General features: G+C 32.8%; 19 protein-coding genes. 15 read left to right on the top strand and 4 right to left on the bottom strand.

Going from position 1 to position 22546, the window contains the following annotated elements; translation table 11 throughout:
- From HUJ77_RS05100 to serS, 4 genes are all read left to right on the top strand, one after another.
- The coding region (locus tag HUJ77_RS05100) for a PTS sugar transporter subunit IIC (protein ID WP_291707499.1) at positions 1 to 240 on the top strand (240 nt) is incomplete at its 5' end.
- 14 nt (positions 241 to 254) lie between these two features.
- Positions 255 to 1166, top strand: a complete 912-nt coding sequence (locus HUJ77_RS05095; protein ID WP_061459034.1) for a PTS system mannose/fructose/sorbose family transporter subunit IID — start codon at positions 255 to 257, stop codon at positions 1164 to 1166.
- A 76-nt stretch (positions 1167 to 1242) separates the two neighbouring features.
- Positions 1243 to 1614, top strand: coding sequence for a DUF956 family protein (locus HUJ77_RS05090; protein ID WP_269725125.1), 372 nt, complete (start codon positions 1243 to 1245; stop codon positions 1612 to 1614).
- 251 nt (positions 1615 to 1865) lie between these two features.
- Positions 1866 to 3143, top strand: a complete 1278-nt coding sequence (gene serS, locus HUJ77_RS05085; RefSeq protein WP_269725124.1) for a serine--tRNA ligase — start codon at positions 1866 to 1868, stop codon at positions 3141 to 3143.
- A gap of 131 nt (positions 3144 to 3274) precedes the next feature.
- On the opposite strand, the gene HUJ77_RS05080 is transcribed toward serS, so the two are convergent.
- The 4 genes from HUJ77_RS05080 to fabZ all read right to left on the bottom strand — a co-directional run bounded on the left by HUJ77_RS05080 (position 3275) and on the right by fabZ (position 6808).
- On the bottom strand, positions 3275 to 4048 hold the full coding sequence (locus HUJ77_RS05080; protein WP_291707498.1) for an acetyl-CoA carboxylase carboxyl transferase subunit alpha: 774 nt from the start codon (positions 4046 to 4048) through the stop codon (positions 3275 to 3277).
- Positions 4045 to 4911, bottom strand: a complete 867-nt coding sequence (gene accD / locus HUJ77_RS05075) for an acetyl-CoA carboxylase, carboxyltransferase subunit beta (RefSeq protein WP_074658683.1) — start codon at positions 4909 to 4911, stop codon at positions 4045 to 4047. Before accD ends, HUJ77_RS05080 begins: the two co-directional genes overlap by 4 nt.
- A gap of 8 nt (positions 4912 to 4919) precedes the next feature.
- Positions 4920 to 6290 (bottom strand): acetyl-CoA carboxylase biotin carboxylase subunit, encoded by a 1371-nt coding sequence (gene accC / locus HUJ77_RS05070; RefSeq protein WP_291707497.1) that lies wholly within the window; start codon positions 6288 to 6290, stop codon positions 4920 to 4922.
- Between the two features lie 95 nt (positions 6291 to 6385).
- A complete protein-coding gene (fabZ, locus tag HUJ77_RS05065; protein ID WP_009853419.1) occupies positions 6386 to 6808 on the bottom strand; it encodes a 3-hydroxyacyl-ACP dehydratase FabZ in 423 nt (140 codons plus the stop codon).
- Between the two features lie 213 nt (positions 6809 to 7021).
- Here fabZ and HUJ77_RS05060 point away from each other — a divergent pair, with 213 nt between their 5' ends.
- From HUJ77_RS05060 to ltrA, 11 genes are all read left to right on the top strand, one after another.
- Positions 7022 to 7420, top strand: coding sequence for a DUF6762 family protein (locus tag HUJ77_RS05060; protein WP_291707496.1), 399 nt, complete (start codon positions 7022 to 7024; stop codon positions 7418 to 7420).
- 28 nt (positions 7421 to 7448) lie between these two features.
- Positions 7449 to 9251 carry an oligoendopeptidase F gene (gene pepF, locus HUJ77_RS05055; protein ID WP_291707495.1) on the top strand — a complete coding sequence of 601 codons (1803 nt, stop codon included), beginning with the start codon at positions 7449 to 7451 and terminating at the stop codon, positions 9249 to 9251.
- A gap of 73 nt (positions 9252 to 9324) precedes the next feature.
- Positions 9325 to 10299, top strand: coding sequence for a rhomboid family intramembrane serine protease (locus HUJ77_RS05050; protein ID WP_291707494.1), 975 nt, complete (start codon positions 9325 to 9327; stop codon positions 10297 to 10299).
- Between the two features lie 95 nt (positions 10300 to 10394).
- A complete protein-coding gene (locus tag HUJ77_RS05045) occupies positions 10395 to 11015 on the top strand; it encodes a hypothetical protein (RefSeq protein WP_291707493.1) in 621 nt (206 codons plus the stop codon).
- Between the two features lie 196 nt (positions 11016 to 11211).
- The gene (gene gdhA, locus HUJ77_RS05040; RefSeq protein ID WP_291707500.1) at positions 11212 to 12558 is read left to right on the top strand and encodes an NADP-specific glutamate dehydrogenase; all 1347 of its coding nucleotides are present in this window, start codon (positions 11212 to 11214) and stop codon (positions 12556 to 12558) included.
- Between the two features lie 327 nt (positions 12559 to 12885).
- Complete coding sequence (locus HUJ77_RS05035; RefSeq protein WP_291707492.1) at positions 12886 to 14274, top strand: glycosyltransferase family 2 protein; 1389 nt, start codon at positions 12886 to 12888, stop codon at positions 14272 to 14274.
- 227 nt (positions 14275 to 14501) lie between these two features.
- Positions 14502 to 16451: a DNA topoisomerase IV subunit B gene (locus HUJ77_RS05030; protein WP_291707491.1), complete on the top strand. Its 1950-nt coding sequence runs from the start codon at positions 14502 to 14504 to the stop codon at positions 16449 to 16451.
- A 20-nt stretch (positions 16452 to 16471) separates the two neighbouring features.
- Complete coding sequence (locus HUJ77_RS05025) at positions 16472 to 19378, top strand: DNA topoisomerase IV subunit A (protein WP_291707490.1); 2907 nt, start codon at positions 16472 to 16474, stop codon at positions 19376 to 19378.
- A 26-nt stretch (positions 19379 to 19404) separates the two neighbouring features.
- The gene (locus HUJ77_RS05020; protein WP_291707489.1) at positions 19405 to 19944 is read left to right on the top strand and encodes a DJ-1 family glyoxalase III; all 540 of its coding nucleotides are present in this window, start codon (positions 19405 to 19407) and stop codon (positions 19942 to 19944) included.
- 10 nt (positions 19945 to 19954) lie between these two features.
- Positions 19955 to 20233: a hypothetical protein gene (locus tag HUJ77_RS05015; protein ID WP_291707488.1), complete on the top strand. Its 279-nt coding sequence runs from the start codon at positions 19955 to 19957 to the stop codon at positions 20231 to 20233.
- 654 nt (positions 20234 to 20887) lie between these two features.
- The coding region (gene ltrA / locus HUJ77_RS05010) for a group II intron reverse transcriptase/maturase (protein WP_291707487.1) at positions 20888 to 22546 on the top strand (1659 nt) is incomplete at its 3' end.

The raw sequence follows: 22546 nt of genomic DNA, 5'->3' as shown, positions 1-22546 counted from the left end.
ATGGTTGTTGCCGTAGGTTACGCTATGGTTATCAACATGATGGCTACAAGTGAAGTATGGCCATTCTTCGCTATCGGTTTTGCAGTAGCAGCTGTCTCTGATCTTACTCTTATCGCACTTGGTACAATCGGTGTTGCCCTTGCCTTCATCTACCTTAACCTTTCAGAAAAAGGTGGAAACGGTGGCGGAACTGCTTCAGGTTCTGGTGACCCAATTGGCGATATCCTAGAAGACTACTAGAAAGGGGCACAAACATGACTGAAAAACTTCAATTATCAAAATCTGACCGTCAAAAAGTTTGGTGGCGTTCAACTTTCCTTCAAGGTTCTTGGAACTACGAACGTATGCAAAACTTAGGTTGGGCATATGCTTTAATCCCTGCCATCAAAAAACTTTATACATCTAAAGAAGACCGAGCTGCTGCTCTTGAACGTCACTTGGAATTCTTCAATACTCACCCATACGTTGCCGCTCCGATCATCGGTGTAACTCTTGCCCTTGAAGAAGAACGCGCAAATGGTGCTGAAATTGATGACACAGCTATCCAAGGGGTTAAAATCGGTATGATGGGACCTCTTGCTGGTGTCGGTGACCCAGTCTTCTGGTTTACTGTTCGTCCTATCCTTGGTGCCCTTGGTGCTTCACTTGCTATGGCAGGTAACATTGTTGGTCCACTCCTATTCTTCTTTGGATGGAACATCATTCGTATGGCATTCTTGTGGTACACTCAAGAGCTTGGTTATAAAGCTGGTTCTGAAATCACTAAAGACCTTTCAGGTGGTATTATCCAAAAAATCACTAAAGGTGCTTCAATCCTTGGTATGTTCATCCTTGCTGTCTTGGTTGAACGTTGGGTATCAATTACATTTACTGTTGATCTTCCTGCAACTCAATTGTCAGAAGGTGCTTACATCGAATTCCCTAAAGGAAACGTAACAGGTACTGAACTTCAAGGTATTCTTGGTGATGTCGCTAACGGACTTAGCTTGACTTCTACACAAACTAATACCCTTCAAAGTCAATTAGACTCATTGATTCCTGGTTTGATGGGACTTCTTCTCACATTCTTCTGTATGTGGTTGCTTAAGAAAAAAGTTTCACCAATCACAATCATCATTGGATTGTTCATCGTTGGTATCATCGCTCGCTTCTTCGGAATCATGTAATAAAAGAAAGGAAGGATTTCGGTCCTTCTTTTTTTATTATGTTATAATAGACTAAAAGCTTATCAGAGGAGATGACATGGCACAATCAATTAATTCTACGGTAGAATTAACGACTACTGGTGTTTCTTACCTCGGTATGGGGGGAAAAGTTGGCAAATTTCTTTTAGGAAATAAAGGCTTAGAATTTTACAGCGATACTAATGTTGAAGATTACATTCAAATTCCTTGGGAAAATATTGAAAAAATCGGAGCAAATGTTTCTCGCAATAAAGTCAGCCGTCACTTTGAAGTCTTTACTGACAAAGGTAAATTTCTTTTTGCCTCAAAAGATTCAGGAAAGATTCTAAAAGTAGCTCGCCAACATATCGGAAACGACAAAGTTGTCCGTATGCTAACCTTGATTCAAACCATTATTAAAAGACTATCAAGATTTGTCAAAAGGAAATAAATCTAGTATAATAAAGAGTACGGATAAGTAAGAGTGGAGCTCTTTCAGAAAGTCTGCGGTTGCTGTGAGCAGATAGAGTGATAATTCCGAAATTCTACCGTTATATCATTTAAAAATAGAAAATTAAGTGCACAGGATGTGAAGCTGGATGGAACCGCGCGATTGCGCTCCAGCAAGTTTACATGCTGTGCTTTTTGTTCATCTGAGCTTTATTTAGCCATATGAACGCTGAAGACTACTGGAGGAAAACTATGTTAGACATCAAACGTATTCGTAACGATTTTGACGAAGTCGCTAAAAAATTAGCAACACGTGGCGTTGCTGCTGAAAAATTAGCTGAATTAAAAGAACTTGACGACAAACGCCGTGAATTGCTTGTCAAATCCGAATCAGCTAAGGCTGAACGCAACACAGCATCTGCCGCTATCGCTCAAGCAAAACGTAACAAAGAAGACGCTTCTGAACAAATTGCAGCAATGCAAAAATTGTCAGCAGATATCAAAGCTACTGACGCTGAATTAGCTGAAATCGATAACAAATTAGCCGAATTCACAACTACACTTCCAAATATCCCAGCCGCTGATGTTCCTGTCGGTGCTGACGAAGATGAAAACGTAGAAGTTCGCCGTTGGGGAACACCTCGTGACTTTGACTTTGACATCAAAGCTCACTGGGATCTTGGTGAAGACCTTGGTATTCTTGACTGGGAACGTGGTGCCAAAGTTACTGGCTCTCGCTTCCTTTTCTACAAAGGACTTGGTGCTCGCCTAGAACGTGCTATCTACAACTTTATGTTGGATGAACACGCTAAAGAAGGTTACACAGAAGTTATCCCACCTTACATGGTCAACCATGACTCAATGTTCGGTACTGGTCAATATCCAAAATTCAAAGAGGACACATTTGAATTAGCTGACTCTGACTACGTTCTTATCCCAACTGCGGAAGTGCCACTTACAAACTACTACCGTGGTGAAATCCTTGACGGTAAAGAACTTCCAGTTTACTTCACAGCAATGAGCCCATCATTCCGTTCAGAAGCTGGTTCAGCTGGTCGTGACACACGTGGTTTGATTCGTCTTCACCAATTCCACAAAGTTGAAATGGTGAAATTCTCTAAACCAGAAACATCATACGACGAATTGGAAAAAATGGTGGCTAACGCTGAAAACATTCTTCAAAAACTTGGTTTGCCATACCGTGTTATCACACTTTGTACTGGCGATATGGGATTCTCAGCTGCTAAAACTTATGATTTAGAAGTTTGGATTCCAGCACAAAATACTTACCGTGAAATCTCAAGCTGTTCAAATACAGAAGATTTCCAAGCCCGTCGTGCCCAAATCCGTTACCGTGACGAAGTAGACGGCAAAGTCAAACTTCTTCACACACTTAACGGTTCAGGTCTTGCCGTTGGACGTACAGTCGCTGCAATCCTTGAAAACTACCAAAACGAAGACGGTTCTGTAACAATTCCAGAAGTTCTTCGTCCATACATGGGTGAAGCTGAAGTCATCTCACCTAAATAATAAATTATCCTGCTAGCCAACTGACTAGCAGGTATTTTTACTAAAGAAACCAAAATACAATAAAAATCCCCTTGAACCATCCTCAAACCAAGAAATTTTTCAGGATTTGAGGCTAGCACAAGCGGGATTTTTTAATATTTTCTAAAACGTTGATAACGACTTTCAAGGAGTTGTTCCAATGGTAGTTGACTAAGCTCATCTAATTCAGTGATTAGATTTGTTTTAATCATTTCAACAATTTCACTTGAAAAATAGCCATGTTCGGGAATAACTTTATCAACTACTCCCATATTATAAAGCTCACCAGCTGTGATTTTCATCAATTCAGCGGCTTCTGTCGCACGAGAGCCATCTTTCCAAAGAATAGAGGCAAAGCCTTCTGGACTCAAAATCGCATACATGCTGTGTTCGAGCATCCAAACCTTATCAGCTACAGCGAGTGCAAGAGCACCACCAGAGCCCCCTTCACCAATGATAATAGCGATAATTGGCACTTTAAGGTCGCTCATTTCAAGTAGATTGCGTGCAATGGCTTCCCCTTGCCCACGTTCTTCAGCACCAACACCAGGATAAGCTCCCGCTGTATTGATAAACGTAACGACAGGACGACCGAATTTTTCAGCTTGTTTCATCAAACGTAATGCTTTACGGTAACCTTCTGGATTTGGTTGACCAAAATTGCGTTTGAGATTTTCTTGTAAATTTTTTCCTTTTTGAATACCAATAACTGTCACAGGACGACCATCTAGGCGTGCGATACCGCCAACAACGGCACCATCATCAGCAAAATGACGATCGCCATGAAGTTCCATGAAATCATCAAAAATGAGTTCAGCGTATTCCAAGGTTGTCAAACGTCCTTGGTCACGCGCTTCTTTCAATATTCTTGATACATCGCTACTCATTTAGCACCTCCATGAAACGCAACTAATTTGGCAATAACATCTGGCATTTCCGTGCGTTTAACAATCGCATCAACAAAGCCATGTTCCAAGAGGAATTCTGCCTTTTGAAAATCCTCAGGCAAGTTTTCTCGAACAGTCGTTTCAATAACACGTCGTCCAGCAAAGCCGACTAAAGCTTGTGGTTCGGCAATAATAATATCACCTTCCATAGCAAAACTTGCTGTCACACCACCCGTTGTAGGGTCGGTCAAAATCGTTAAATAAAACAGACCAGCTTCAGAATGACGCTTAACAGCAGCTGAAATTTTTGCCATTTGCATCAAGCTCATAATACCTTCTTGCATACGAGCGCCACCTGATGCTGTGAAAATGACAACAGGTAGTTTTTCTCCAATTGCTAATTCGAATAAGCGTGTTATTTTTTCACCAACAACTGTCCCCATTGATGCCATGATAAAGTTTGAATCCATAATGGCAAGCGCCACTTTTTGCCCCTTTATCAAAGCCTTACCAGTCAAAACAGCTTCATCAAGTCCAGTTTTTTCACGCATTTTAGCTAATTTTTCTTGGTAACCTGGGAATTTAAGAGGGTCTTGCGTTTGTAGCCCAGTAAAGAGTTCCTCAAAACTTCCTTCATCTACGGTAATAGCTAAGCGCTCTTTGGCAGAAATTCGAAAATTATAAGAACAAGCTGGACAAATTTTTGCCACTCCTAAATCCTTTTGATAAATCATATGCTTACAAGCTGGGCACTTTGCAAACAATTCATCAGGTACCTCTGGTACTTCACGAGGCGCTGATTGGTTTAGGGAGTTATTGGGAGTAATTCGAATGTATTTATCTTTTTTACTAAATAAAGCCATGAAATCTCCTAATCATTTTCTTTATTATAATTTGGCAAGAAAGTCTCCATCAAGAATGACGTATCGTAGTCTCCAGCGATGACATGCTCATCTGAAATTAAATCCATTTGGAATTCTGCATTTGTGGTAACACCTTCAATTTCTAACTCATAAAGGGCACGCTGCATTTTCATCAGAGCATCAAATCGATTCTCACCATGAACAATAATTTTAGCAATCATACTGTCATAATAAGGTGGAATACTATAACCATTGTAAACAGCTGAATCAACACGTAATCCAACACCACCACTTGGCAAATACAAATCTGTAATTTTACCAGGGCTCGGTGCAAAATTGAATTTCGGATTTTCAGTATTAATACGACATTCAATCGCATGACCTGTGATTGTAATATCATCTTGTGTCACAGATAATGGTTGACCTGCTGCAATACGAATTTGTTCCTTAACAATATCAACACCAGTAACAAACTCAGTGACAGGGTGTTCTACCTGAACACGTGTGTTCATTTCCATAAAGTAAAATTCTGATGTTTTCTCGTCAAGCAAGAATTCAATCGTACCTGCATTTTCATAGTGAACTGCTTTTGCGGCACGAATAGCGGCATCGCCAATTTGAGCACGCAAGGTTTTACCAATGGCAACTGATGGACTTTCTTCTAAAACTTTTTGGTTATTACGCTGAAGAGAGCAGTCACGTTCACCAAGATGAACGACATTGTCATGAGAATCACCTAAAATTTGAACTTCGATGTGTCGAGCTGGATAGATGACTTTTTCGATGTACATAGCACCGTTACCGAAAGCCGCCAAAGCTTCTTGTGAAGCTGATTCAAAGGCAGGTACAAGTTCTTCTGCAGATTCGACTTTTCGAATTCCTTTACCACCGCCACCAGCAGAAGCTTTTAGCATAACAGGATAACCAAGTCTATCAGCCACTTCAAGTGCTTCCTCTGCAGTAAATACCTCACCGTCAGAACCAGGAATAACAGGTACGTTTGCAGCAATCATTTCAGCACGAGCATTGATTTTATCACCCATTTTATCCATGATTTCAGCACTAGGACCGATAAATTTGATGTGCATTTCTTCACACATGGTAGCAAATTTTGAATTTTCACTTAAAAAACCAAAACCTGGGTGAATGGCTTGCGCTCCTGTCACAATAGCAGCTGACAAGACAGCATTCATATTAAGATAAGAATCGGTTGAACGAGCTGGACCGATACAGATTGCTTCATCAGCCAAAATTGTATGCAAAGAATTTTTATCCGCTTCAGAATAGACAGCTACCGTATTGATTCCCAATTCACGCGCTGCACGAATAATACGCACCGCAATCTCACCACGATTGGCAATTAATAATTTTTTAAACATACGTCTGCTTTTATCCTCCTATCAGGAATTGCATCTTTGCAACCCTTGTCAAAATTCTTTATGTTGTCACAGTTTACGTTAAACTACTATTCTTCTTAACTGCCAATAGCAAATGTCAATGTGCCAGAAGCTGCTAATTTCCCGTCAACTTCTGCTTTTGCTTCAACTACAGCAATTGTACCACGACGTTTGACAAATTTTGCTGTCATCACCAATTGGTCACCTGGAACAACTTGTTTCTTGAAACGAACTTTATCCATTCCAGCGTAGAAAACTAGTTTCCCTTTATTTTCTTCTTTTGAAAGTTCCAAAACACCAGCAGTTTGCGCAAGAGCCTCCATAATAAGAACGCCTGGCATTACTGGATATTCTGGAAAATGACCATTGAAAAACGGCTCATTGATTGTCACATTTTTAATTGCAACAATTTCATCGTCACTCACTTCAAGCACACGGTCAACCAAAAGCATTGGGTAACGGTGTGGCAAAGCTTCACGAATTTGTTTAATATCAATCATTTAATCATCTCCTAAACATTCTAGACTAATTATATATGATAATGCAAATGATTTGCAATAAATACTTTTTATATGATAAGAATATATTAAGTATTATTATCAAAATAATATATTTTGACACATAGAATAAATACATATATTGCTATATAATATGAATAAATCATATAATATATATATATTAAATACAAAAGTAAAGATTTGGAGGACATATAAATGGATTTTTCGAGTTTAGTATTAATGGAAAAAGATAAGGATACAGGATTCGTAACAAAAGAATTAGGTAGTTTTCAAGTTTCTGAAGGAGCTTTGTTTGTAAAAAAATTATTTGTTATAGATGGGGAAGTTAATTTGTTGTTTGATACAAATAAAGATGTAGAAGAATGGGAATACTCAGCTATATACGATTTATTTAATTATGAAGCCTTTGTTAAGGAAGAATTTGAGATAGAAGACGTATTAGATGAATACAATCCAACTTTTTTAATTAAATTTAATTATGTAGATGATTATGAGTTTATGAAGGAAAGAGTAACTAAGTGTGTAAACTTAATAGAATCAGCTATGGAGGATGTATTTAAGGCTATTGAAGGAAAAGAAGAAGAATATATTTAGAAAGGAGTGCCGATTTTAGGCGTAGATTATGAGTGATTTAAAGGTATTGAAAAAAAGAGAAGAAATAGAAGATAAGTATAAATGGAAATTAGATAAGATATTTAATAGTGATAGTGAATGGGAGGAAACTTTTAAAAAGTTAAAAGAAGAAGCTCCATCACTTAAGGATTTTGAAGGAAAATTAAATAATAAAGAAAATATAAAGGCTTTCTTAGATAAGTATGTAGATTTAGGAATTAAAGCTGAAACTATATATATTTATGCACATTTAAAATGTGATGAAGATACTTCAAATTCTAAATATCAAGCTATGATGAATAAAGTAGATGCATATATGGCTGAATTTGCATCCTTTACAGCCTATTTTGTTCCAGAAATACTTAGCCAAGATGAAAGTCTTATAAGAGATATAATAAATAATAATGAAGACCTTAAAGAATATAAATTTATGTTTGAAGATATTTTAAAGGAGAAGCCACATATATTAACTAAATCAGAAGAAGAACTTTTAGCTTCAGTTTCTGATTGTTTAGATGCTCCATCATCAATTCATAATATGTTAACTAATGCAGATATGAAATTTGGTGATATTATAGATGAAGATGGGGAAAAGGTTGAGCTTACAGAAGGAAATTATTCTGCATTTATAAAGAGTAAGGATAGAAATGTTAGAAAAGAAGCCTTTGAAACTTTATTTGGTAGATACAAGGATTTAGAAAATACTTTTGCAACAACTTTAAGCAGTTCAATTAAAAACTTTAATTTTGGTGCAAAAATAAGAAAATATAATTCTGCTCTTGAATCTTCTTTAAAACCAAATGATATACCAGTAGAAGTATATAAAAATGCTGTTAATACTATTGATAACAATTTAAAATCTCTTCATAGATATGTTTCATTAAAGAAAAAACTATTAGGTCTTAATGAAATGCATATGTATGATTTATATGTTCCGGTTATTGAAATACCTAAGGAGCATATAGATTTTAATACTGCGGTAGATATGGTTATTGAAGGATTAAATCCTTTAGGAGATGAATACTTAGATATATTTAAATCAGGAGTAGAAGAAGGTTGGATAGATATTTATCAAAATAAGGGGAAAAGAGGCGGAGCTTATTCTTGGGGTGGCTACAAAACTATGCCATATGTGCTTTTAAATTATAATTATGAATTACATGATGTATCAACATTAGCACATGAAATGGGCCACTCAATACATTCATATTATTCAAGAAAAGAGCAACCATATATTTATGCTGGTTATACATTATTCTGTGCTGAAGTAGCATCAACAACTAATGAAGCATTATTAATTCATTATTTAATAAATAAAGAAGAAGATAAGAATAAAAAGTTATACCTAATTAATCAAGAATTAGAGCAAATAAGAACTACAGTGTTTAGACAACTAATGTTTGCTGAATTTGAGCTTTATACCCATGAGTCTTTAGAAAAGGGGACTCCTTTAACTGCTGAAGACTACAATAAAGCTTGGCATGATCTAAATGTTAAGTATTTTGGACCAGATATGATAGTTGATGATGAAATTGATATAGAATGGGCGAGAATACCACATTTCTATTCAGATTTTTATGTTTATCAATATGCAACTGGTTATGCAGCTGCTTCTGCTTTTGCAAAAGCAATACTTGAAGGAGAGAAGGATGCAGTTCCGAAGTATATTAATTTCTTAAAGAGTGGTGGAAGCGATTACCCAATAGAAATTCTAAAGAATGCTGGAGTTGATATGACTACTTCTAAGCCTTTAGAAGCAACTATAGAAAGATTTAATGAATTACTAGATATGTTAGATAAAGAGATAAACTAATTAATTTGGGGTGTTGCATAAATTATAATTATACAACACCCCATTAATATATAGGTGAAGGGTGGGATGTTATTTGGATAAGTTTGAAAAAGTGTTTTTCAATGTTTTAACTAAAGAAATGAAGTTTTTTATGAAGGAATACCATAGTGATTATAATAATAAGGAAAAATGGTTAGCTCTATTAGATATAGATAAAGCCTATGTAGCTGTTATAGTTGTGAGAGATTCTGAAGAGGATATTATATATAACGAAGCTAAAGAATATCTATCTAAAACCTTAAATAAACCTTTTATTATTAATTTAATAGTACTAGCATCAGGGGATTATATAAGCTATGGGGATAACAATTACAATAAATTAGTTTTTTCCTTGAAAGAAAGAGAAGTAATTTATTGTAGTGAAGGCTCAAAAGTTTTTATACCAGTAATAGATTATATAGTAAAGACTGATGGCAAAAAAAGTAAAGGAATAAAAGATTATAAATTTACCTATAGTATAATTCTAATAAATATACTTATCTTCTTAATTGAAATATTTATTTCTGGTAATTTTTTTGATATAGATATTTATACATTAGCATATATGGGAGCTAAGATTAATGATTTTATAAATGAAGGAGAATATTATAGACTTATTACTGCAGCCTTTTTACATGGAGGAATACTTCATATATTCTTTAATATGAGTGCTCTTAATATTATTGGAAGAGAAGTTGAGGGAGTTTACGGTGGCAAAAAGTTTTTAATAATATACTTTATGTCAGCCTTAGGAGGGAACATTTTCAGCTATCTATTTAAGCCTAATAGTATATCCGTTGGTGCTTCAGGTGCTATTTTTGGACTTTTAGGTGCTATGCTTGTATTTGGAATTAAGGAAAGAAAAAAGATAGGCAAGGGATATGTGAAAAACATATTAGAAACCATAGGGTTAAATGTAATAATAGGAATAACAATACCTAATATAGATAATTTTGCCCATATGGGAGGGCTGCTAACTGGAGCTTTAATATCATTTGTTTTATCTAATAAAAAATCTTTAATAAATTAATATTAAATTAATATTAAGAAATGAAAAAGAATTATATTAGATTTTTAGTTATAATATTATAATAGTGATTTTACTAATAGAAAGGAGTGGTTATTATGAAGGAAAAAGGAAGTAACAGAGAACTCATGGTTGCAATAATATTTACAGTAGTGCTAATTATAACTGCTATTTATGATTTTTTAGCTAGGGATGGAGAAAAACTATTTAGAATAGGCTTAACTTTTATCACTGTAGCATTAGTTTATTTATCATTTATAAAAACTTTCCTTAAGGGTGCAAAAACTATTTATTATATAAATATATTTTTTGTATTTTTATCAATGTATTTAGCAAGTGTATGGAATTTTTATTCGATAACTAATTATGATAAATTTCTACATCTTTTATCAGGAGCAATAATAGCCATAATTGGCTATATTCTATTTATATATATAACTAACGATATCTCTAGAAAGGAAATGAATCCTTTAACGCCAGCTATATTTGTAATTCTTTTTGCAACAGCAGCTGCAGGAGTATGGGAAATTTGGGAGTTTACCACTGATTCATTATTTGGACTATCAGCTCAAAATAATAGTTTGAATGATACAATGTGGGATATTATATGTGGAACTGCAGTTGGAATTATTACAGCTATTCCTATTTATATCCATAGTAAAGGGACAAATATAAAGATAATTAATAAAATTATAAATGAAATTGAAAATAACAAATAGTAAATACATAAAAGGGTAGAAATATATTAATTCTACCTTTTTTTAAATAAATTTAATATTTTATATTTGCAAAATATTATAAAATGTTGTATTATTTTAATAAATTAATAAAAATTCAGAATATTTTAAAAAGATATAGTAAAAAATAATACGTTATTGTATTATATATATATTAGTTGAAAAAGAGGTGGCAATGGTGTCAGGAAAAGGGTATATTAACAAAGTAATTAGTGAAGTAGAAAGAAGAAATAATGGAGAAAGTGAATTTTTAGATGCAGTAAAGGAGGTACTATATTCTCTTACACCAGTATTTGACAAACATCCTGAATATATAGAGGAAGGGATATTAGAAAGATTGGTAGAACCTGAAAGACAAATATTCTTTAGAGTTCCATGGATAGATGATTCAGGAAAAGTACAAGTTAATAGAGGATTTAGGGTACAATTCAATAGTGCAATTGGACCATATAAAGGTGGTTTAAGATTTCACCCTTCAGTAAATCAAAGCATAATAAAGTTTTTAGGTTTTGAACAAATTTTTAAGAATTCATTAACTGGACTACCAATTGGCGGTGGAAAAGGTGGATCTGATTTTGATCCAAAGGGCAAATCAGATAGAGAAGTAATGAGATTTTGTCAAAGCTTTATGGCTGAATTATGTAAGCACATAGGTTTAGATACCGATGTACCGGCTGGAGATATTGGTGTTGGTGGAAGAGAAATTGGATATATGTATGGATACTATAAAAAGATTAGAAATGCCAACGACCAAGGAGTTCTAACTGGTAAGGGATTAACTTATGGTGGAAGCTTAGTAAGAACAGAAGCTACTGGTTATGGGTTAGTATACTTTACAGAAGAAATGTTAAATGATAACAATTCAAGTTTTAAAGATAAAAAAGTAATTATTTCTGGATCAGGTAATGTTGCAATCTATGCATGTCAAAAGGCTCAAGAGCTAGGTGCAAAGGTAGTAGCTTTAAGTGATTCTAATGGATATATATATGATGAAAATGGAATTAATCTAGATATAGTTAAAGAAATAAAAGAAATAAAAAGAGGAAGAATTAAAGAGTATTTAGATAAGGTTCCTAATGCCAAATATGTAGAAGGATTTAGAAATATTTGGAAAGAAAAGTGTGATATAGCACTTCCTTGTGCAACACAAGGAGAAATAGACATTGAAGCTGCTAAGATTTTAATTGAAAATGGAGTTGAAGTAGTTTCAGAGGGAGCTAATATGCCAACAAATTTAGATGCTATAGAAGAATTACAAAGGGCTGGAGTTATGTTTGGACCAGCTAAAGCAGCTAATGCAGGAGGCGTTGCTTGTTCAGCTTTAGAAATGTCACAAAATAGTATGAGATTATCTTGGACATTTGAAGAAGTTGATGCAAAACTTAAGGAAATAATGGTTAATATTTATAATAATTCCAAAAAGGCTGCTGAAGAATATGGCGTTCCAGGAAATATATTAATTGGAGCTAATATTTCAGGATTTTTAAAAGTTGCAGAAGCAATGATGGCTCAAGGAATAGTATAATAGTTTAAATCTCAAAAATAGCAACCCCTATTTTGAGTTTATATAAGAAGTTCTTATATTTATATTAAGAACTTCTTAATTTTTGCACTTTTATGAAGTTTTTTAGTGATATAGGGGTATAATAACTTTAGACAGTTAGATTAAATTTAGACAGTTAGATTAAAATGAAAATAGGTATAAATTTGGCATAAAGAATATTAATTAAATTTTAAGATTTGTGTACTTGATTTTTTGTTGTTATTAGAATAATATTTAATTTGATGTTAGAGGGAAATTATAATGTAGTAATATTTTAAGGAAGACCCTTTATTTAAAGGAGTGAATTAGATGGGAGAAAAAATTATTTTTGCTACAACGGCTATATTTCAATTAGTTGTATTTGCATTAATGATGTATTATTTTATCTTGGCGTTCTTTGGATTTAAAAGAAAGAGTGAAAAGAAAAATTATACGCCAACAAAGAAATTTGCAATGATAGTGGCAGCACATAATGAAGAAGTAGTAATTGGTAAATTAATTGAAAGTATGCTTAATCAAAATTACCCAAGAGAGCTTTTTGATATTTTTGTTATTGCAGATAACTGTACTGATAATACTGCAAAAATAGCAAGAAAGTATGGAGTATATGTTTACGAAAGGTTCAATAAAGAACAAAAAGGTAAGGGATATGCTCTAGAGTGGATGTTCGATAAAATCTTTAAAATGCAAAAGAAATATGATGCAATAGCAATTTTTGATGCTGACAATTTAGTTTCAAAGAATTGGTGCAAAGAAATAAATTCAAAGATGCTAGAAGGATATAAAGTGGTACAAGGATACATAGATAGTAAAAATCCTAATGATTCATGGATATCAGCTTCTTATTCTATAGCCTTTTGGACTCAAAACAGAATGTATCAATTAGCTAGATCAAATGTTGGGCTATCTAACCAAATAGGTGGAACAGGGTTTGCAATAGATGTAGATATATTAAAAGAATTTGGTTGGGGTGCAACTTGTTTAACAGAAGACTTAGAATTTAGTTGTAAGTTAATATTAAATGGTGAAAAAGTTGGTTGGGCCCATGATGCAATTATTTATGATGAAAAGCCATTAACTTTAAAACAATCTTGGGTTCAAAGAAGAAGATGGATGCAAGGTTTTACAGATGTAGCATCAAGATATTTCTTTAAGTTATTAAAGAAAGGTCTTAAAGAAAGAAAATGGTTTGTTTTAGATTGTGCTTTATATGTAATTCAACCTTTCTTTACATTAATGATTGGTATTTCAACTATTTTAAGCTTTATTCAAGGTATGACTCCAAGTCATATATTTGTTATTAGTTATTTAACAGGTGATTTTACATTTAAGCTAATAGGTGTTATCCAATTTATAGTTACGCCTTTAATGCTAAAACTTGATAAGAAGATATCTTCTGGACTATTCTGGATGGTGCTATTCTACACATCAAATGTTTTTGTATTACCTATATTTTCAACTCAAGCTGAAAATTATATACAAGTGTTAATTATAGATTTAGTTTATAATATAGCATTTTTATTAGCAGCAGCATTATTCTTAGGTAAAAAGAAACTTATTATGTTCTTTAGATTTTTATTATATGGACTATATACATTGACTTGGATACCAATAACAGTAGAAGGTATGCTTAGAAAGAATAATAAGGAATGGAATCCAACTAAGCATGTAAGAAATATCGAAATATATGATGTTTAATAGTATATGAGGCATAGCGAAAGCTATGTCTTTTTTTATGAAATAAAATGTTTTAGTTTAATTTCACATAAACACCGAACATTAGTTTGACTTTTGATGAAGAAAGATTTATATTTTTATTTGTAGTTTAATTATGATAGAATTAAAAAGATTATAATAAGTGTTGATGGTTAAACTAAGCAAAAAGAAACTTATATTAGTTAGCAAAAAAAATTTTGGAGGTTTGTATGAGTACAGATTTAGTAAAGGGATATGATGTTACAGATTTAACTTCCTTAGAAAAATTAGAACCAGTTAGAGTTAGACCGGGGATGTATATTGGTTCAACAGGAACAAAGGGATTACATCATTGTATATGGGAGATTTTAGATAACTCTATAGATGAAATTTCAAATGGCTATGGTAACAAGGCCACTATTATAATAAATAAAGATAAAAGTATAACAATATTAGATAATGGTAGAGGTATTCCAACAGGGATACATCCAGTTAAGAAGAAGTCTGGAGTAGAAATGGTATTTACTGAACTTCATACAGGTGGAAAGTTCAATAATAAGAATTATAAAACCTCTGGAGGATTGCATGGCGTAGGTGCGGCAGTAGTTAATGCTTTATCATCTTGGCTTGAAGTAGAAGTATATCAAAATGGCAATATATATAAGCAAAGATTTGAATACACATATGATAAAGAACTAAAAAAGGAAATGCCAGGTACTCCAGTTACTAAGCTAGATATAATAGGGAAAAGCAAGGAAACTGGTACTAAAGTAACATTTATGCCAGATAAAGAAATCTTTTCTAATATTGATTTTAAAGTTGATTTAATTGATGAAAGATTACAAGAATTAGCCTTTCAGAATAAAGGTATTCATTTAGAATTAGTAGATTTAAGGAAAGATGAAGAATTTAAAAAGGAATATTATTCTGAAAGAGGACTTTTAGATTTTATAGAATATTTAAATGAAAGTAAAACAGCACTTCATCAAACACCTATTTATTTTGAAGGTGAAAAGACAGTAAATAATATTCAAATGTTTGGAGAAGTATGTATTCAGTTTACCGATTCAACAACAGAAAATATAGCAAGTTATGTTAATAATATTCCTACAACTGAAGCAGGTACTCATGAAACAGGATTCAAAACTGGTATGACAAGAGCCTTTAAAGAAGGTGCTAAAAAACTTGGACTTTTAAAAGAAAAGGATAAAGAGTTTGAAGGCGATGACTTAAGAGAAGGTATGACGGCTATAGTAAGAATTAAAATAACTAATCCGATTTTTGAAGGACAAACAAAAACTAAGCTTGGATCTGCTGAAGCATACACTATGATGAATGACTTAACTTATACTAAGTTTATTGAATGGATAGAAGATAATAAAGAAATAGCTAGTATGATAATAAATAATGCTCTTCAAGCTGCTCAAAGAAGAGAAAAAATTAAAAAGATAAATGAAGCAGAAAAGAAAAAGATAGGAAAAGGAGCAGCGCCTCTTGCAGGTAAAGTAGCAGTATGTACGTTAAAAGATAATACCGTTAATGAATTTATAGTAGTTGAGGGAGATTCAGCTGGTGGTTCTGCAAAGCAAGCAAGAGATAGAAGATTCCAAACTATCATGCCTTCAAAGGGTAAGATAATGAATACAGAAAAGCAAAAGCTTGAGAATGTATTAGCTTCTGAAGAATTAAAAATCTTCAATACTGCCTTAGGGACAGGTACTTTAGATAATTATAAAGAAGAAGATTTAAAATACGATAAAATTATAATTATGAGTGATGCTGATGTTGATGGTTATCATATTAGAACTTTATGGATGACTTATGTTTATAGATATATGAGACCACTAATTGCTAATGGGCATCTTTATTTAGCACAACCACCTTTATATAAGGTTTATAAAACAGTTAAGGGAAAAGAAGTTCATAAATATGCATATAGTGATGAAGAACTTGAAAGTGTTAAAAAGGAAGTTGGAAAGGGTGCGCTTATTCAAAGATATAAAGGTCTTGGAGAAATGAACCCTGATCAATTATGGGAAACTACCTTAAATCCAGAAACTAGAACACTTCTTCAAGTCACTATTGAAGATGCAGCAAAAGCAGAAAAGATGGTTTCATTATTAATGGGAGATATAGTTGAACCTAGAAAAGCTTATATGTATAAATACGGAGAATTTTAGTTAAGAATTGGAGAAAGAATATGGCGAAGAAAGTTAATGAAATACCAAAGGATAATAATATAATTCCAGTGCTTTTAGAAGAAGCAATGCCTGATAACTTTTTGCCTTATGCTATTGAAGTTGCGAAGGATAGAGCTTTACCAGATGTTAGAGATGGACTGAAACCAGTTCATAGAAGGATATTATATGGAGCTTATCAATTAAAAGCCTTTCCAGATAAGCCTTACTATAAATCTGCAAGAATAGTTGGGGATATATTAGGTAAATATCACCCTCATGGCGATACATCAGTTTATGATGCTATGGTTATTATGGCACAGGATTTTTCAACAAAGGAAACTTTAATAGATGGGCATGGTAACTGGGGATCTATGGATGGTGATGGAGCGGCTGCTATGAGATATACAGAAGCAAGACTTGCACCAATAGCTATGGAAATGTTAAGAGATATAGACAAAAATACTGTAGATATGGTGCCAAACTATTCTGATAGTGAATTAGAACCGAAGGTATTACCAAGCAGATACCCTAATCTTTTAGTGAATGGAACTTTTGGTATAGCAGTAGGACTTGCAACTAATATTCCACCCCATAATTTAAAAGAGGTTGCTGAAGGGGTACTAGCATATATAGATAATAATGACATAACTACAAAAGAGTTAATGAATCATATAAAGGGACCAGATTTACCTACAGGTGGAATACTTATTGGTGAAAAATCTCTTTTATCAGCTTATGAGACTGGTGAAGGAAAGGTAACTCTAAGAGCAAAGACATCAATTGAAAAGCTTGATAATGGAAGACTTGGAATAGTTATCACAGAGTTCCCTTTTAGAAGAAATAAAGCAAGGCTTCTGCAAACTATATCAGAGATGACTGGTGATAAAAAGCATGCGAAGGCTTTAGAAGCAATAACAGATATTAGAGATGAGTCTGATAGAAGTGGTGTAAGATCTGTTATAGAATTTAGAAAATCAGCAGATGAAGAGTCTGTTGATAAAGTATTAAAATATTTATATAAAAGAACTGATCTTCAATGTAACTTAAGTTTTAATATGGTAGCTTTAGCAAATGGTAAACCACAAACCATGAGTCTAAAAACTATAATAACGCACTATGTTAATCACCAAAAGGAAATAGTTACTAGAAGAACTAGACGTGAATTAGAAATTGCAGAAAAAAGATTCCATATAGTTGAAGGATTTATTAAGGCAATTGATGTTTTAGATGAGATTATAAAGACTATAAGAGAATCTAAATCTAAAAAAGATGCAGGAAGTAATCTTATTAATAGTTTTGGATTTACAGAATTGCAAGCAGAAGCAATACTAGAGTTAATGTTATATAGATTAACAGGGCTTGAAATAAAGGTATTCCAAAAGGAATATGCTGAACTTGAGAAAACAATTAAGAAGCTTAAGAAAATTCTATCTGAAGAAAAGGAACTATTAAAGGTAGTTAAAAGCGAATTAAATGAAGTTGTAGAAAAGTATGGCTCTAAAAGAAAAACAAAAGTAATAAGTGATGATAATGAAGCGAAAATAGATGTTGAAGAACTTATAATTGTTGAAGATGTAATGGTAACTTTATCAAAGGATGGCTTTATTAAGAGAGTTCCATTAAAGACATATAATAGACTAAATGCTAATCCAGGAGATATAGAGTATAGAGAAGGTGATGAATTAAAGTTCTTATTTAATTCTAATACTACAGAAAACATAGTCTTATTCACAAACAAAGGTAATATGTATCAAACAAAAGGTATAAATATTACAGAATCAAAGTGGAAAGACAAGGGAGAAAAAATAGATAGTATTATAAAGGCTCTTAGCTTAGATGAAGAAAATATAATATATGCAACATCAATAGCTAACTTTATGCCTAATAAATATATTCAATTTATAACTTCAAAGGGAGGAATTAAGAGAAGTTCTTTAGATAAATTCCAAACTAACTATTCTAAGCTTCAAGCATTAAAGTTAAAAGATAACGAAGAAGTTATAGATGTGATTATATTAGATGAAGAAGAAATAAAAGAGTTTATTAAATTTGATACTAAAGAGGGATTAAGCTTTAATCTTCAAATTCCTAATATCGAAGATTCCCCAAGAAATATATTACCTATATCAATGTTTAATTTATCTTCAAGAGATGAAATTGAAAAAGTAGAGTATATTGACACGATGGAATATTCAGAATTTAATATTGGTATAACTTCAAAAGGTAATATAAAAGCTTTCAACACAGTAAGAAAGAATGAGGACTTGAAAGTTAAAACAGATTCTTTAAGTGATATATTATTATTTACTAATATGGCTAAGGTCCTTAAAGTTCCTGCATTTATATTATCAGGAGTAAGTAAGGGAGAAATACCTTTAAGTAAAGTAATTGATAGTCTAGAAAAAGGCGAAAAAATTATAAAACTAATGTCAATTAAGTCTTATAATGAAAAAGACTATATATATTTCTTTACTAAGAAAGGTATGGTAAAGAAAACTTCTCTTAAAGAATTTGAAGGGAGTTTTTTAGTACAACTTTCCTATAAATTTAAATATGATAATGATGAATTAATTTCTATAGAGATGTATAATGAAAATGATGTAGAAATGATAATAATAACTAAAAAAGGAATGGGAATTAAATTTTTATCAAATAATATAAATCCAATGGGAAAAATTGCTTCAGGTGTAACTGGAATTAGTTTAAAAGAAGGTGATGAAGTAATTTATGGAAAACTAATTGGTTATAGAAATGATAAGTCCATACCTGAAATAGCTATTACTTGTAATGATACAATAACTTTAACTAGTAAAAATAAAGATAGAAAAGAAATTTCTCTACAAGAAATTAAACTTCAAAATAGAGCAGGTAAGGGTAGCAGTATAATGACAATAGTCTTAGATGACGAAATCAAAGACATAGTATAAAAAATAATTTTTGGGAGGTAATTTAAATGAAAGTTGCAGTTTTATTAGCAAATGGTTTTGAAACTTTAGAAGGATTAACAGTAGTTGATATATTAAGAAGAGGAGAAATAGAATGCAATACCTTTTCTTTAGAAGGAAATGAAGTAACTACATCTCATAACATAACTCTTAAAGCAGATAAGAACATTATGGATGAAGAAATTAAATCTTATGACTTTTTGGTTTTACCAGGTGGAATGCCAGGGGCTAAAAACTTAAGAGATAATGAAAGAGTTATTGAATTAGTTAAAGAATTCAATAAAGATAATAAATGGCTTTGTGCTATTTGTGCTGGTCCAATTGCTTTAGGAAAAGCAGGAATAACAGAAGGTAAAAATGTAACTTGTTATCCTGGCTTTGAAGAAGAATTAGGCAATTGTAATTATCAAAATGACCTAGTAGTTGTAGATGGTAATATCATTACAGGAAAAGGACCTGCTGCAGCTATACCTTTTGCTTTTGAAATATTGTCTAAGATTTCAGAGGAAAAGGCTGATAAAATTAAAAAAGCAATGTTATTTAAATAATAGGTGAAATATGAAAGAGAATTGGATATTAGTAAATAAAAAGGAGAGCTTTATTAAGCTCTCTGAATTTTTAGATGAAAATGCCTTAGTTTTAAGGCTATTAGCTAATAGAGGGATTGACGATATAAACTTAGCTAAAAGGTTCTTACAAGGAAGTGTAGAAGACCTTTATGATGGATATCTTATGAAGGATATGAAAAAGGGAGTAAATATTATAAAAGAAGCAATCTTAAGCAATAAAAAGATTATTATTTATGGCGATTACGATTGCGGTGCGACACGTTCCTAACTAAAAAGGTTAGGCACTAAATATAGAACTTGAATGTTCTTATTAGGAGAACTGTTCTGATGAAGAGTGGAATGATAGAGTAACGACTTGAAACACTCTCATTAATACTCCGACTTGCAAATATAAAGCTAAATAATATTTGTAAGAAGCTCGGTGAAGTCGGCAGAATTAAACCTAAACCAGAGTAGATTTCATTAGTAATGTTGGTACAAAAGAGACTAGAGTCCGCCCGCATGAAAGGGAATTAAAAAGGCATGGTTTAAGATATGTCGGATGTCCTATAAAATATCCATGGTGAGAATGAAGGCTGACTACCTACTGACGAACTCTCGAATGTACGGGACTAGACGTAGACCTTATGGAAACATAAGGGACTCCAATCAGGAGTGAGCATGAGGTAAAGTAAAAATCTGCAGTTATGAAATACCTTACGGTGTTAAAGGCACCGTCCAGTGTTCAGGACCATAGAGAGCACCTAAAGATATATAGAATGGATAATCAGAACGGAACGTGGGAAGTTTGATACGTGGAGATTGTAGCTAATCTATGAAGCGGTCAGAATATAAATAAGACAATTATCTTTACTAAATCTGTTTAATCAAATGAAAGTGATGCCATAGTACCTAAGAAGCAGTGATAATAAACTGTGGAGGGATGGGCATTAGTCAAGAGTTTAGGAACTTAATAAGTAATATAGCTAAAGTAATAGGTTCTAATGAGAATAATAGAATCATTCCCAAGAATAACAACAAGGGAGTGATGACTATCACCAAGAAAAGTTTAAAAGTAGGAAAAATCCGAAATGCGGAATACTACGATATGGTTGAGGTGTTTGACAAACTTTATGCAGACAGCATAAATAACCAGAAGTTTTATGCATTAATGGAGATAATTGCATCAGAAGATAATATTAAACTTGCCTACAGAAATATGAGAAAAAATGATGGTGGGAAAACTCCAGGAGTGGATGGTTTAACCATAAAGGATATCAATAAAATTGACGAAGAACAGTTTGTAAGAATAGTTCAGAATAAACTTAGAAACTATAATCCAAAGCGAGTCAGAAGAGTTGAGATTCCAAAAGCAAATGGTAAGATGAGACCTCTTGGAATTCCAAGCATTTGGGATAGAATAGTCCAACAATGTTTCTTGCAAGTGTTAGAGCCAATATGCGAAGCTAAATTCTTTGAAAGAAGTAATGGCTTTAGACCTAATAGGTCAGTAGAAAATGCAATGGCTCAATGTTATAAAATGATGCAGATGTATAAGCTCCACTATGTAGTGGATATAGACATTAAAGGATTCTTTGACAATGTAAACCATGGAAAACTTTTAAAGCAAATGTGGACTATGGGAATTAGAGATAAAAGAGTTTTGTCTATTATTTCAAAGATGCTTAAAGCAGAAATTCAAATGCCTAATGGAACTATCCTAGAAAGTGATAAAGGGACTCCACAAGGAGGAATTTTATCACCACTGTTATCCAATATAGTTCTTAATGAGCTAGACTGGTGGGTGTCTAACCAATGGGAACTTTTCCCAGCACATGATTTTGTGGAAAAAGAAAGACCTGATGGGAAAGGAACCAATAGAGTAGTAAAATACAGAAAATTGGAAAGAAGTAATCTCAAGAAATGCTTTATCGTAAGATATGCAGATGACTTCAAGATATTTTGTGATGATTATGATAGTGCAGAAAGAGTATTCTATGGGGTAAAAGATTTTCTCAATAAGCGACTTAATTTAGAAATCAGCGAAGAGAAATCAAAAATTACAAATCTTAGAAAAGAATACTCCGAATTCTTAGGAATAAAGTTTAAGGTATATCCAAAAGGTGATAAATGGGTAGTTATCTCACATATGTGTGATAAAGCCTATGATAGAACAAGGAAAGACCTTAAAGAAGCACTTGATGTAATAAAACGCACAGAAGGTTCAGCCAATACGGGAAGAGCCATTAATGCGTATAATGCGAAGGTTATTGGAATTCACCAATATTTTAGTATGGCAACAATGATATCTGAAGATTTAGGAAAGATTGCTTATGAAATCCAGCACAAATGTAAATCCCGCAAATTGGAAAGAAGAATCAAGAAAACAGGTAAGTATATATCAACCTACATTAAAGAAGAATATGGAGCAAGTGCTCAGCTTCGATTTATCAATGAAATGGCTTTAGTTCCAATAGGATACTGTAAGCACAAAAACCCAATGTATAAAAAGAAGAAGATAAATAAGTACACTCCAGAAGGAAGAGAATTAATACACAAGAAACTAGCAATAGATACGGGGATGATTCAATATATATTGAAT

Source organism: Clostridium sp. (assembly GCF_021443865.1).
Taxonomy (GTDB): domain Bacteria; phylum Bacillota; class Clostridia; order Clostridiales; family Clostridiaceae; genus Clostridium.
The sequence above is the reverse complement of the archived record's forward strand: the minus strand, read 5'-3'. Positions and strand labels throughout refer to the sequence as shown.